The 14,487-nt window shown below is 31.5% G+C and carries 14 protein-coding genes and 1 riboswitch; of the genes, 12 read left to right on the top strand and 2 right to left on the bottom strand.

Annotation, left to right across the window (positions count from 1 at the left end):
* Positions 1-9: 9 nt before the first annotated feature.
* The 10 genes from TCEL_RS01490 to hpf all read left to right on the top strand — a co-directional run bounded on the left by TCEL_RS01490 (position 10) and on the right by hpf (position 9,054).
* Positions 10-375 (top strand): YkvA family protein, encoded by a 366-nt coding sequence (locus TCEL_RS01490; RefSeq protein ID WP_018660384.1) that lies wholly within the window; start codon positions 10-12, stop codon positions 373-375.
* 87 nt (positions 376-462) lie between these two features.
* A riboswitch (SAM riboswitch) is annotated at positions 463-567 on the top strand.
* Between the two features lie 135 nt (positions 568-702).
* Complete coding sequence (gene metK / locus TCEL_RS01495; RefSeq protein WP_018660386.1) at positions 703-1,893, top strand: methionine adenosyltransferase; 1,191 nt, start codon at positions 703-705, stop codon at positions 1,891-1,893.
* Positions 1,894-1,978: 85 nt separating this feature from the next.
* A complete protein-coding gene (locus TCEL_RS01500) occupies positions 1,979-2,203 on the top strand; it encodes a DUF1659 domain-containing protein (RefSeq protein ID WP_018660388.1) in 225 nt (74 codons plus the stop codon).
* A 15-nt stretch (positions 2,204-2,218) separates the two neighbouring features.
* Entirely contained in the window at positions 2,219-2,437 is a 219-nt protein-coding gene (locus TCEL_RS01505; protein WP_018660390.1) for a DUF2922 domain-containing protein, read from the top strand.
* A 158-nt stretch (positions 2,438-2,595) separates the two neighbouring features.
* The gene (locus TCEL_RS13095) at positions 2,596-2,745 is read left to right on the top strand and encodes a YvrJ family protein (protein WP_018660392.1); all 150 of its coding nucleotides are present in this window, start codon (positions 2,596-2,598) and stop codon (positions 2,743-2,745) included.
* A 68-nt stretch (positions 2,746-2,813) separates the two neighbouring features.
* Positions 2,814-3,359 (top strand): hypothetical protein, encoded by a 546-nt coding sequence (locus tag TCEL_RS01510; RefSeq protein WP_018660395.1) that lies wholly within the window; start codon positions 2,814-2,816, stop codon positions 3,357-3,359.
* Positions 3,334-5,547, top strand: coding sequence for an SF1B family DNA helicase RecD2 (gene recD2, locus TCEL_RS01515; RefSeq protein WP_018660397.1), 2,214 nt, complete (start codon positions 3,334-3,336; stop codon positions 5,545-5,547). Before TCEL_RS01510 ends, recD2 begins: the two co-directional genes overlap by 26 nt.
* A gap of 17 nt (positions 5,548-5,564) precedes the next feature.
* Positions 5,565-7,187 (top strand): hypothetical protein, encoded by a 1,623-nt coding sequence (locus TCEL_RS01520; RefSeq protein ID WP_018660399.1) that lies wholly within the window; start codon positions 5,565-5,567, stop codon positions 7,185-7,187.
* Positions 7,160-7,828, top strand: a complete 669-nt coding sequence (locus TCEL_RS01525) for a ComF family protein (RefSeq protein WP_040683706.1) — start codon at positions 7,160-7,162, stop codon at positions 7,826-7,828. The genes TCEL_RS01520 and TCEL_RS01525 overlap by 28 nt, the downstream gene beginning before the upstream one ends.
* A gap of 701 nt (positions 7,829-8,529) precedes the next feature.
* Positions 8,530-9,054 (top strand): ribosome hibernation-promoting factor, HPF/YfiA family, encoded by a 525-nt coding sequence (gene hpf, locus TCEL_RS01530; RefSeq protein WP_018660403.1) that lies wholly within the window; start codon positions 8,530-8,532, stop codon positions 9,052-9,054.
* A gap of 9 nt (positions 9,055-9,063) precedes the next feature.
* On the opposite strand, the gene TCEL_RS01535 is transcribed toward hpf, so the two are convergent.
* Positions 9,064-9,984, bottom strand: coding sequence for a hypothetical protein (locus TCEL_RS01535; RefSeq protein WP_018660405.1), 921 nt, complete (start codon positions 9,982-9,984; stop codon positions 9,064-9,066).
* Positions 9,985-10,294: 310 nt separating this feature from the next.
* On the opposite strand from TCEL_RS01535, the gene secA reads away from it, so the two are divergent.
* Complete coding sequence (gene secA / locus TCEL_RS01540; RefSeq protein WP_018660407.1) at positions 10,295-12,796, top strand: preprotein translocase subunit SecA; 2,502 nt, start codon at positions 10,295-10,297, stop codon at positions 12,794-12,796.
* Between the two features lie 17 nt (positions 12,797-12,813).
* Positions 12,814-13,942 (top strand): peptide chain release factor 2 gene (gene prfB / locus TCEL_RS01545; RefSeq protein WP_423219069.1). Its coding sequence is split into 2 segments (ribosomal slippage): positions 12,814-12,891 and positions 12,893-13,942, totalling 1,128 coding nucleotides; the frame shifts between segments, so codons are not numbered across the junction.
* A 190-nt stretch (positions 13,943-14,132) separates the two neighbouring features.
* Here prfB and TCEL_RS13765 read toward each other — a convergent pair.
* On the bottom strand, positions 14,133-14,487 hold a 355-nt coding region (locus tag TCEL_RS13765), incomplete at its 5' end, for a transposase (protein ID WP_198010630.1).

The following is a 14,487-nucleotide window of genomic DNA, read 5'->3' on the forward strand; positions in this document are numbered from 1 at the left end:
TGAGGCGTTATGAAAAAGATTAAGGAGTGGGCTGAAAAGATTATTAAACAGTTGGAATTGCTTTATAAGATATATACTCATTCAAAAACACCTTGGTATGCTAAATTATTTATAGGAATTGTAATAGCATATGCTTTAAGCCCTATTGATTTAATACCGGATTTTATACCTGTTTTAGGGTATATGGACGATTTTTTACTTCTACCATTAGGTATTTATATTTCATTAAAATTAGTGCCTAAAGATATAATTGAAGAATGTAGAGAGTTGGATGTTGATTATTCTAGATTTAGAAATAATAAAGTTTTAGGAACAGTAGTTATAATTTTAATTTGGATTATATTAATATATCTTATTTTAAAAAATTTATTTTAATTTAAGAAAAACTTTTCGACAATGTTATTGACATACATATATTATTGTGTTAATATTAGTCAAGATGTTTAAATTGAATATTGGAAACTCTTATCAAGAGAGGTGGAGGGACTGGCCCGATGAAACCCGGCAACCGGTGCTTATGCACAATGGTGCCAATTCCTGCAGAATTTTAATTCTGGCAGATGAGAGTCTTATGTATATAAGCCTCTTCGTCTGAAGAGGCTTTTTAATATATTATTTACTAAAATTTATTTTATTGAGAGATACTAAAGGTAGCACAAAAAAAGTTAATAATTATATTTTCACATAAAAGGAGGTAAAAAGATGGCAAGAAGATTATTTACATCAGAATCAGTTACTGAAGGACATCCAGATAAGATTTGTGACCAAATATCAGACGCGATACTTGATGCCATTTTAGCAGAGGACCCAGAGGCAAGAGTTGCTTGTGAAACAGCAGTTACTACAGGTATGGTACTTGTAATGGGTGAAATATCAACAAAGTGCTATGTTGATATTCCAAAGGTTGTTAGAAGAACAATCGAAGAAATAGGATATACAAGAGCTAAGTATGGTTTTGACTGCGATACATGTGCAGTTATAACTTCAATAGATGAACAGTCAGCAGACATCGCAATGGGTGTTGACAAGGCACTTGAAGCAAAGAAGGGACAAGAAGATGAGTTTGCTTCAATTGGTGCAGGCGACCAAGGTATGATGTTTGGTTTTGCTTGTACAGAAACTCCAGAATATATGCCATTACCAATAGCTATGGCACATAGACTAGCAAGAAGACTTGCAGAAGTTAGAAAGAATGGAACACTTGATTATCTAAGACCAGACGGTAAGACTCAAGTTACTGTTGAATATGAAGATGATAAGCCTGTTAGAATAGATACAATAGTTGTTTCAACACAACACAGTCCAGAAGTTACAAGAGAACAAATTGAAAGAGATATAATTGAACATGTTATAAGAAAGGTTGTTCCAGCAAACCTACTTGATGAAAATACAAAGTACTACATTAACCCAACTGGAAGATTCGTTATAGGTGGACCACATGGAGACTCAGGTCTAACAGGAAGAAAGATAATAGTTGATACATATGGTGGATATGGACGCCATGGTGGTGGAGCTTTCTCAGGAAAGGACCCAACTAAGGTTGACCGTTCAGCAGCTTATGCAGCAAGATGGGTTGCTAAGAACCTAGTTGCAGCTGGAGTAGCAGATAAGCTAGAAGTTGAAGTTGCATATGCAATAGGTGTTGCAAAGCCAGTTTCAATCACAGTTGATACATTTGGAACAGGAAAACTTCCAGAAGAAAAGATTGTTGAAATAATAAATAAGGTATTTGACTTAAGACCTGCTGCTATAATTAAGCACCTAGATCTAAGAAGACCAATTTATAAGCAAGTTGCAGCATATGGTCACTTTGGTAGAACAGACTTAGATTTACCATGGGAAAGACTAAATAAGGTTGATGAAATTAAGAAGTTAATAGCAGAAATGCAATAAAAAATGGCCTAATTTTTAGGCCATTTTTTTATGTGTAAAAATTGATAGTTTAAACAATTTATATAAGTGAAAGGGGGAGTTAAAGATGGCTGTAAGAGATTTAAAACAATCATCAACATTACTTATTAAATTTAAGGTGGGGGTAGATAGTAGAGGAAATGACATTTTTAAGATCATCAATTTAAGGAAGGTTAAGACAACAGCACAACATCAAGATATTTATGATGTTGCACAAGCTATTGCAACATTAGTTGATGGAACATTATCAGGGGTATTAAGACAAGATTTAGCAGAGTTAATAAATGAATAATTGGGGGTGTGATTTATGGCAAAGTCACTAATAATGGTTTTTCAAAATGAAGCTGGTAAGAATGTTTCAATATCTATCCCAAATGTAAAGGATGAAATAACAGAGAATGATGTTAAAGTAGTAATGCAAAACATAATAGAAAAGAACATATTTACATCAACAGGAGGAGATTTAATTACAATAATGTCTGCACAGGTTGTAAACAGAGATGTACAAGAATTAAGTGTAAGATAAGATGATAATTTGATTTTGGATGTTTATTCTAGTATTTTAAGTTTGATAAAGCCCCATGAAAGAATTTTAAAATCTTTCATGGGGCTAATCTATAAATAAATTTATTAGCCTAGAGGCTATATGGTAAGTTTTATATTGATAAATTGAGGAGTGAAATTATGGAAGAATTATTTAATCAAATAGCTAATTTTGGATTTCCAATGGTTTTATCGATATATCTTCTTGTAAGGCTTGAAAATAAATTAGAAAAGTTAACTGATAGTATTAATGAATTGTCAAAAAACATATCAAAAATTAGCAATTTCTAGAACTTTGACATCGAACATGTGTTCGATTATAATATATGGTATAAAAATTATTACGAGGGGGAGGAAAAATGCTTGTTTATATAATACCAAAGTATAGGGAAGGAATGGGGGACTGTACGCTGGTGAATATAAAATCTGATGAAATAGTTTTAAGTAAAAATATAAGGTACTCATTAAGACATTTGGCAAAAGATTATGGTCAAGATTTAAAAGAGTTAAAATATAAGTGTTCAAGGATAACAGGTCTAGGTAAGTTATCTCCAATAGCATTTTCTATTGATTGTATTTTAGTACCTGTTAAAGTGAGATTACCGAGGGTTCATAGAGATGGCGGATATGGATATGTAAATATATTTTGTATTGAACAAATACATGATAATTTCATATTATTAAATAATGGGAATAAAATATTTTTTGTGGAAAACAAGAGAAATATTATAAAACGAATAAATATTGCCAAAAATTTAAGTAGTACTATATTGAAAAGTGAGTTTAAAAATATAGCATCCATTTTAGATGAGGTCTTGAAACTTAACGATAAATTAGAGACAATATTATTAAAAAGAAGCATAAGTAGGAGAGATTTAGATGATAGACATAGAGGGCGTTGTTGAAAATATAGTCTTTAGAAATGATGAAAATGGATATACTGTTGCAAAGATTAGATATAACAAGGATTTAATTTCGATAGTTGGATATATACCTTTTATAAATACAGGTCAAAGGATTAAAGTTAAGGGTGAGTGGGTTTTTCATCCTAATTTTGGTCAACAAATAAAGGTTGAAGCCTGTGAAGAAGTAAAACCTTCTACAATAGAAGGTATAGAAAGATATTTAGCCTCAGGTTTAATAAAGGGGATAGGACCAGCAACAGCCAAAAAGATCGTGGAGAGATTTGGTAAAGACTCACTAGACATCATAGAAATGAATCCAGATAGATTGACTGAGATTGAGGGTATTGGACCAAAGAAGGCAGAGAAGATAGCAGAATCATTTAAAGAACAAAGACAACTTAAAGAGGTTATGGTATTTTTACAAAGCTATGGAATAACAGCAGGGTTAGGTATAAAAATTTTTAAGAAGTATGGTGAAGAAACTACCTCTATTGTTAAATCCAATCCCTATAGACTTTGTGATGAAGTTTCAGGAGTTGGATTTAAAACTGCTGATAGAATTGCAGCTAATTTAGGATATGATATGTTTTCAAAAGAAAGAGTAAGGTCTGGAATTAAATACATACTTTCTCAATGTATATCAAATGGACATGTGTATTTGCCTAAAGATGAGCTAGTAAAAGAGTGCGTAAAGATTTTAAATGTACCTGAAGAGTTAATTTTAGAACAGATAGTTATGCTTAGTATAAATAAGGAGATTAAAATAGAAAATGTTGATAATGAAGAGGCTGTGTATTTAGCACCCTTCTATTTTTCAGAGCTTTATGTAGCAAAAAAGTTAATTGAACTTTCATTGCAGAATTTATCAGGTGATTTTAATAATATTGATGAAGAGATAAAGGAATACGAAGAAGAAAATGGAATTACGTTGGCAGAAGAACAAAGAAGTGCAATAGAAGCAGCCTGTAAAAATGGTGTTTGTGTTATTACAGGAGGACCAGGAACAGGGAAAACTACTATAATAAAATGTATAATTCAGTTGTTTGAAAAGAGAGGATTAAGTGTTGTTCTAGCAGCACCAACAGGAAGAGCTGCAAAGAGAATAACAGAAACTACAGGTTGTGAAGCTAAGACAATTCATAGACTGCTTGAAATGGAGTATATGCCTGAGAGTGAAATACCGGTATTTACAAAGGATGAATATGATCCAATAGAAGCCCATGCAATTATAATAGATGAAGCGTCTATGGTAGATGTACTTTTAATGCATAGTCTACTTAAGGCGGTTTCAATTGGAACAAGACTTATTATAGTTGGAGATGTAGATCAGCTTCCATCAGTTGGTGCAGGCAATGTTTTAAGGGATATCATAGAAAGTGGAGCTATTTGTGTAGCTAAGTTAAATAGAATATTCAGACAGCAAGATAGGAGCCTAATTACCGTTAATGCTCATAAAATAAATCATGGAGAAATGCCGATTTTAAATGAAAAAGATAAGGACTTTTTCTTTCTAGAGATTGATGGATCTGCTGATTTAGGAGAGGAGATTGTGAGGTTAGTTGCTGAAAGACTACCAAGTTTTAGAGAAGGATTTAATCCAGTTAAAGATATTCAAGTTTTGTCACCAATGCGTAAAGGTGAAGCTGGAGTAAATAATTTAAATATGAAGATACAATCAATATTAAATCCTCCTGCAAAGTTTAAGACAGAAAAGAATTTTAGAGAGTTTACATTTAGAAAGTTTGACAAGGTTATGCAGATAAAAAACAATTATAATATTGAATGGGAAAGCATTACAACAGGTGAAACAGGAAGAGGAGTTTTTAATGGAGATATAGGGTTTATTGAGGATGTAGATGAGGAAAACCAGAGAGTTGTAGTATTATTTGATGATAAGCGTGTAGAATATGATTTTTCAAATCTTGATGAGCTAGAACTTGCCTATGCTATAACTATACATAAAAGCCAAGGAAGTGAATTTAAGGCTGTAATAATACCAGTATGTTTTGGACCTCCTATGCTTATGACAAGAAACTTGATATATACAGGTATTACAAGGGCAAAGGAGCTTGTTGTTTTAGTTGGAAATAGAGCAGCATTGAGATATATGATAAAAAATAATACCATTACAAAGAGGTATTCTGGACTAAAGTGTAGAATTATTAATTATTTACATGCAATATCCTAATTAAAGGAGTGTTTTATGTGGAGGTATATCTTTATAAAGCAAGGGGCAAGGGCGGCAGTATATATGATATGACACTTAATCCTCATATAGATTTTGAAGTTTTGAAAAAGCTAAGAGGAATTAGTAGTATCGAGATATTAACTGAAAAAATAGATGTGGCAATTGCAGAGGAAATAATAAAGCAGATATACAGTGGAACCTTTGGAGGAAGATTAATTTCGTTGCAGGATTTTTACCTAAATAAAATTTTAAAAAAGCACAATATAAATAAGGAAAGTAGGTTTATTACAAGTGGCAAACCTCTTCCAAGTATAGAACAACTAGAGAAAGTTGAAGCTTATATTAAGGGGAAGGTAATTCCTTTTAGATATCTTATAGAACTAGAAGATTTAAAAGATATGGATTATGATTTGATTATTGATGTTATACAAACTTTATATTGTGAAAGAAGAATTAAATATACTAAGGCAGTTAAAAGGGTTAAAAACAAAAATGTATGTTTTATGTGTGAAAAGGAGAAGTGTGACTTTTGTAGTTTTGAACACATTGAGGATGACATATTGTTATATGCAGCAGATAATTATAATAACCTAAAGCCACCTTATATAGAATTTCAAATGAATAGAAGCTCTCAATCTATTATAAATGTCTCTAAAGAAATAACGGAGTTTATAAAATCAAAGAGAGAAAGGAACATGCTATTAGCTTCACCTAAGGCTTTTTGTGTAGATGTTTTATTAGAGGGAATATACGAAATATTAAAGGTTGGGGGAAGAGTACTATATATAACATCACCTAAGTTAATTAATGAAGTTAAACAGGATTTATCTAACAAAATACATGGTGCTGGTGTTGAGATAGTATTAGGAAGAAAGGCGAAAATAGTTGATTGTGAAATTGTTATTACGTCCTATACTGACTATCCATGTTTTTATAAATCCTTTGATTTTGTAATTTTTGATAAAAGGGCTATTTTATTAGATAATATAGCTTTACACGATGAGATATTTGAAAAGTCAAAGAAGGAAAGAGGAAAATTTTTTAAAATATCAGTTGTTTTAAATGATGAAGATAAGAAGAAGTATAGAGATTTAATCTATTTACCTATCGATGGCATAAAAAAGCCAATGCCTGAGCCTTTAAATATAACTTCAAGATATTTAGATGGTACTGAGGACTTCATTCCACAGATGGCTGTAGATTTTATACTATATACAATAAATAAGAAAAATAATGTTATAATATTTGTTCCAGATGAAGGATATATTCAAAGGGTGTATTTTATTTTAACTCATAATATGAATGTAGATACTAGCTTAATAGATTACTCTACATCTAAAGAAAAGGATGGTCTTTTTAGGTTTGTTAAACAGGAGAGAAAAATACTTATATCATCTGATGTAACAGATGCATATTTAAGTTTTGAGAGTACAAATACTGTTGTTATGTACTCAGATAATAAAATATTTACCCCTGAGGCTTTAGTTTATATGTGCCAAATACCAACTAATTTCCAAGGGAAAAGGATAGGTGAGGTTTATTTTGTGTCATGTCAAGAAACACAGGACATGCAGGTTGCAAAGTCAACCGTAAGGCTCTTAAACAAAATAGCATGGGAAAAGGGATATTTGAAAAAATAAGGTTTTTATTTGATTGTCTCCTTGAAGTTATATATCAAGAACCATACATGTGTATATTATGTGGGAAGGAACTAGAAGAAAAAACATATATTTGTACTAGTTGTGAAGGAAATTTCAACAAGGTTTGTACTAAAGTTAAAATAGAACAAGATGCTGAAATTTTTATAGATGAGTGTATAGCTATTTATGAGTTTAAAGGTAAAGTCAGAGAAATAGTACATGATTTAAAATACAAGGGTAAAAGAGATAGAGCAGAGCTTATTGCCTATTTAATTTATAAAAATATTAATTTAGAAGCTGACTTAATAACTTGGGTACCTCAGTCAAATACTACTTATAATAAGAGGGGATATAATCAAGCAAAGGATATAGCAGAATGTTTATCTAAGCTGACAGGTTTAAAGTGTGAAGAACTTTTATTAAGAGTTAAACAAACAAAGTCTCAGGTATTGCTAAGTGGTGCTGAGAGATGGTATAATGTATGCGATGCTTTTTGTGCTAAGAGAGATTTAAAAGGAATCAATGTTTTAATCGTAGATGATGTTGTTACTACAGGTGCTACTTTAAACTTCTGCTCAAAGGCATTAAAGCAGAAGGGTGCACATAAAGTTTATGCAGTTTGTTTTGCAAAAAGTTGTTAAATAGGCAGTGTCAGCTGGGTCTGTGGTTGAAAGTCGATGCTAGCCGCAGGCGAAACGACCCACGTAAGTCAGACAAAAGTCTGATGAGCATGGTGCGGTTTAGAAGTAAGTCCTGCCGAAGTTTAAAACTTCGAGAGGGGGATTAGTGAGAGGCATACACCTTAAGCAAAACCTCCAGCAGGCGAGTGTGGGGGCAAAGACCAGGTCAGCCAGTTGACACTGCCTTTTAATATAAAAAAATTGTTTATCTATCTATAAAAGCCCCATGGATGTATAAAAGACATTCATGGGGTAAATTGTTTTAAAAAATTTTTTAATTAAAATTTGGTATAAATACCAATACTAAAAGAAAAATTTTTGGTTAAAATAAAACTAACAAAATGAAATTTATATGTTTTTATGTTCGATATAAATTCTCAGAATATTAATTATCAACAACTTGTACAATTACAGAAACCTTAATTTTAAAGTTATACACAGACTTTTACACATTATCCACAGGTGTTTATCCAAAGTTTCCACAGTCGAACAAATATAGTTTTTGCAGTAAACGTTAAAAAAATACATTAAATAAAAACTATTCACAAAAAAACACTTAAAAAAGTCTAAAAATTTTGAAAAGGGAACTTGAACTAATTTAATAAAAATATTACAATATAATAAACAAATTCCCTTATAACATAAGGAAAGGGGTAGATTTTATGAACTATATAATTACAGGTAAAAATGTTGCACTAACAGATGCCCTAAAGGCTACAGTTGAAAAGAAAATGGGAAAATTAGAAAAATATTTCACAGGTGATGTTGAAGCTCACATAACATTAAGTGTTCAAAAAACAAAACAAATAGTAGAGGTAACAATACCTTTTAATGGTATGATACTTAGAGCAGAGGAATCAACAGGAGATATGTATTCATCCATAGATAATGTTGTTGAAAAAATTGAAAAACAAATTATTAAACATAAAACAAAACTTGAAAAGCAAGTTCGTGAGGGTGCAATAAAGTTTGCAGAGCTTCCAAAGTATGATTTTGAAGAAGATGAAATTGATATAAAGAAGGTAAAAAGATTTTCATTAAAACCAATGCATGTTGATGAAGCAGTTTTGCAGATGGAACTTCTAGGACACGACTTCTTTGTATTTAAGAATTCAGAAACTGATGATGTAAATGTTGTTTATAAGAGAAAAGATGGAGGATATGGATTAATTGAACCAGAATTTTAAGAAGGGGCTTTAAGCCCCTTCTTCTTTTTCCAACCTATCTTGAAAACCTGATATAAGCTCACTTATGTACATTTTAGCTTCAAATAAGCTAAGAGCTGTTAAATCAAATGTTGATGAAAGGTTTTTGCTAAGCCCTGGTTGTAAATCAGATATAATGAGTAAAGAATTTTCTTTTGATGTTCCCATACGTTTTCTAAAATCAGAGTACTTTGATATATATCTTTGATAATCCCCTGTTTTGCATTCAATCCATATAGGAACATTTTTAACTATAAAAAGTAAATCCACTTCAAAGTTATCGCCATTTGGAAGTTCCAATTGGCAGTTTTGTACAAAGGAAAAGTCATCTATTCCCTTTGACTGAAGCTCACTAATTATAATATTTAATATATAATTTTCAAGCCAACCACCAGTGAAAAAGTTAATAACTCTTCCAATTCTTTGAGGTGCCCCAGTAATCACTCTACTTGCTTTTTTATAGGAATAGTTTGATAAAAAAGCATTTTTATAAAGAAGGCTACAAAACTGAGTACAGTATGTTATTACTTCTTGGGGTTTATTTTGCATATTATAAAAAAAACTATTTCCATTTGAAAGAGAAGGTTTAATGACCGAATAGAGTTCTCTTAAATACTCATATCTATTTCCAAGGTAATTAGAGAGCTTCATGAATATATCGTCATCTACTTCAGTTTTATAATTTTTTATCATCATTTTTCTAGATTGCAAATATTCAATTGCAGCATTTTCATTAGTTGGCGGTGTTTCGCTATTTTGATTTTCAGACGAAGTAGTGTGATTTATTCTTTCTAACTTTATTAAATTTTTCTTACCTTGTAGATTACCTTCAATTTTTAAATTTAGTAGTCTAATTTCTTCCCTTAAAAGTCTAATTTCTTCAGATAGTTGACGTAATAGTGTTTCATCCAAAACATCACCCCCCAAACTTCTGTCACTTTGTATATATTCTATATATATTTTCCAATTCCTTCTCTGATATAAAAAAAATACCCACATTAGTGTGGGTAGGGGGAGTGGTGTATTTGGGGGTTTCAAATTTCGTCAATTATCTACATATCTTTACTTTAATTTTAGTACTAAAGTCTAATTTTGTCAACTAAAATTTTCTAAAAAAGTTTCAATTTATATTTACATAATCTAAACTTATAAATATTGATAATAAATTTCTTAAATGCTATAATGAAATTTGTATTTAAATTTATAAAAGAAGGTGAAAAGCGTGGGAATTTTAGAAAAACTATTTGGTACATATAGTGAGAGAGAAATAAAAAGGATTATGCCTATAGTTGAAAAAATAGAATCTTTAGAACATGATATGGCTATGCTTACAGATGAAGAACTGCGAGGAAAAACGTTTGAGTTCAAGAAAAGATTAGAAAATGGTGAAACATTAGACGACATACTACCTGAAGCTTTTGCTGTTGTAAGAGAGGCAGCTTGGAGAGTATATGGAATAAAACACTATAGGGTTCAATTAATTGGTGGTATAGTACTTCATCAAGGAAGAATAGCTGAAATGAAGACAGGTGAAGGTAAAACATTGGTTGCAACTTTACCTGCATATTTAAATGCGTTAACAGGTAAAGGTGTACATGTAGTTACAGTTAATGATTATCTAGCTAAACGTGATAGAGATTGGACAGGTAAGATTTATGAGTTTTTAGGTCTAACAGTTGGTGTTATAACTCATGAATTAGATTCAGCACAAAGAAGAGAAGCATACAACTGTGATATAACATATGGAACTAATAACGAGTTTGGTTTTGACTATTTAAGAGATAACATGGTTATCTATAAAGAAGAAATGGTTCAAAGAGAACTAAACTATGCTATAATAGACGAAGTTGACTCAATTTTAATAGATGAAGCTAGAACACCTCTTATAATTTCTGGAGAAGGTGAAAAGTCAACTTATTTATATAATGTTGCAGATATGTTTGTTAGAACATTATCAGCTGAAGACTATGAAGTTGATGAAAAGCAACATGCAGTTATTTTAACTGAAACTGGAGTACAAAAGGCTGAAAAATTCTTCAATATAGAAAACTATGCAGATGCTGAAAACATGGAGATACAGCATCATGTAATTCAGGCATTAAAGGCACATAAACTAATGAAGAAGGATATAGATTATGTTGTAAAAGATGGAGAGATAATAATAGTAGACGAGTTTACAGGAAGATTGATGTATGGTAGACGTTATTCAGATGGACTTCATCAAGCAATAGAAGCAAAAGAAGGTGTAAAGGTACAAAGTGAATCAAAAACACTTGCAACTATTACATTCCAAAATTATTTTAGATTATATAATAAAATAGCAGGTATGACAGGTACAGCTCAGACAGAAGAGAGTGAATTTAGAGAAATATATGGGCTAGATGTTATTGTTATACCAACTAATAAGCCTGTGATTAGGAAGGATTATCCAGATATTGTTTATAAAACTGAATATGCTAAATTTAATGCTATTGTAAATGAGATAGTTGAAACCTACAAAAAAGGTCAACCAGTTTTAGTTGGTACAATAAGCATAGAAAAATCAGAACTGCTATCGGATATGTTGAAAAAGAGAGGAATACCTCATCAGGTACTAAATGCTAAATATCACGAAAAGGAAGCAGAAATAGTTGCAAATGCTGGACAAAAGGGAATGGTTACGATTGCAACGAATATGGCTGGACGTGGTACAGACATAAAGCTTGGTGAGGGAGTTGCTGAACTTGGAGGACTTAAGATAATTGGTACTGAAAGGCATGAATCAAGAAGAATTGATAACCAATTAAGAGGACGTTCAGGACGTCAGGGAGACCCTGGTGAATCAAGATTCTATATATCCCTTGAAGATGATTTGATGAGACTGTTTGGTTCTGAAAGGCTTAAGAACATTGTTGAAAAACTTGGAATGCCTGATGATGAACCAATTGAAAGTAAAATGGTTACTAATGCAATAGAACAGGCACAAAAGAGAGTTGAAGGTAACAACTTTGAAATAAGAAAGTCCCTATTGCAGTATGATAATGTAATGAATAAGCAAAGAGAGATCATATATAGCCAAAGAAGACAAGTGCTAGAAGGAGAAAACTTAAGAGATACAATATTTAAGATGATTGAGGATGTAGTTGATGCTGCAATTAATTCTCATATATCTGATGATAGACATAGAGAAGAATGGGATTTAAAAGGGCTCTTAAGATATTTTGCAGATGTGTTTAATATTGATACCAAGTTAAACTTTGAAGAATTTGAAAAACTAAACAGAGAAGAAATAAGAGAAAAACTTTTAGGTGTTGCAACTTCAATGTATGAAAATAAGGAAAAGGAATTTGAAGAAGAGAAGATTAGAGAGATTGAAAGAATAGTTCTTTTAAGAACTGTTGATGTTAAGTGGATGGATCATATTGATGCAATGGAGCATCTAAAACAAGGTATTGGATTAAGGGCATATAGACAAAGGGATCCAATTTATGAGTACCAAATTGAAGGTATGAATATGTTTGATGAAATGATATATAGCATAAAGGAAGATACATTAAGATTCCTATATAGATTAAAACCAGAAAGAGAAGTAAAGAGAGAAAGAGTAGCAAAGGAAACATCAACAAACTATGATGAATCAGTAAAAAAGACTCCTATAAAGAAAGAAAAAGAAGTAGGTAGAAATGAGCCATGTCCTTGTGGCAGTGGCAAAAAATATAAACATTGTTGTGGTAAAAATAAATAAAAGGGAAGGTGATTATAGTGCACGTAATGTTTGAAGAACACTATGCAGCAATTAAACCTATGAGGGAAGCACTAAAGGAAATGGGGGCTTCTCTTTGACATCGCTAGTTTGAAGCAGGAGATAGAAAACTTAGAAAATAAAATGAATGACCCAAGTTTTTGGGATGATCCTCAAAATGCACAGGTAGTAACTCAAAAATTAAAGTCTCTAAAGGATAAAGTAGAAAGATATGAAAACCTTGTAAGAAGGGTAGATGATTTAGAAGTTCTAATAGAACTATCAGATGAAGTAGAGGATTTAGATGCATTAGAAGAAATAGTTCAAGAAAGAAAGGATATAGAAAAGAAGATAGAAGATTTTAAGATTGAAATATTACTTTCAGGTGAATATGATAAAAACAATGCAATTATGACAATACATGCAGGTGCTGGTGGAACAGAGGCATGTGACTGGACATCAATGCTTTTAAGACTATATACAAGATGGGCAGAAAAGAAGGGCTATAAAGTTGATGTTGTTGATATGCTTCCAGGCGATGAAGCAGGAGTTAAGAGTGTTACCCTTGAAATAAAAGGAGAATATGCCTACGGATATCTTAAGGCAGAAAAGGGTGTACACAGACTTGTTAGAATTTCTCCATTTGATGCAGCAGGCAAAAGACATACATCCTTTGCATCTGTAGAAGTTCTACCAGAGATTACACCTGAACAGGATATAGAAATTAGGGCTGAAGATTTAAAAATAGACACTTATCGTTCAGGTGGAGCAGGTGGACAATATGTAAACAAGACAGAGTCAGCAATAAGAATTACTCACATACCAACTGGTATAGTTGTACAATGTCAGACAGAACGTTCACAGCATGCAAATAGAGAAAGAGCTATGAAGATGTTAAAGTCAAAGCTTATTGAACTTAAGGAAAGAGAACATAAGGAAAAGATAGAGGACTTAACAGGAGACCTAAAGGATATAGGATGGGGAAGCCAAATAAGATCCTATGTTTTCCAACCATATACTCTTGTTAAGGACCATAGAACAGGTGTTGAAATAGGTAATGTTCAAGCAGTTATGGATGGAGAAATAGATGAGTTCATAAATGCATATCTAAAGGGACAAACTGCAAGTGGTAATACAGATATAGAATAAATTACGTTTTAAGAATTAAAAAGGTTCTTTGTCAATAGTTGGGGCGGGTATTTATTTAGAATGCCTGTCCTTTCTTATTTGAGAGGAATTTTAGAAAGATAAATTGGTTTTGAGGGAGTTTGCCTAAAAGTTTGCATGACAAAAAGACCAACGGTAGTTGGGTTCTTTTAAATATAATATTTTATAAAATTTAGTTACAACAATGAAGTATTCTATTTCTAAACCTATCAAAATTTTTAAAGCCGAAGGCATTTCTTTTAATAACTTTAATCTTGTTATTAAATCCTTCTATACAAGCATTTGTGTAAGGAATATCAAAAGAATTAACTATTCCATCGAAATATCTAATATAAGTATCAGCACATTTTTTGAATTCTTTAAGACCACTATTTTGAGCAAGTTTTATCCATTCCTTTAATAAAGTACGAGCTTCCTTAGAAGAAGATGCAGTTTCAGTAATTTTTAATAACTTTTCTTTTAATGCATGAGCAATAGCTAAATCGCTATTATAAGAAAGCATAACATGTAAAGCAGCTTTTGATTCA

This window comes from Thermobrachium celere DSM 8682 (genome assembly GCF_000430995.1).
Taxonomy (GTDB): Bacteria; Bacillota; Clostridia; order Clostridiales; family Caloramatoraceae; genus Thermobrachium; species Thermobrachium celere.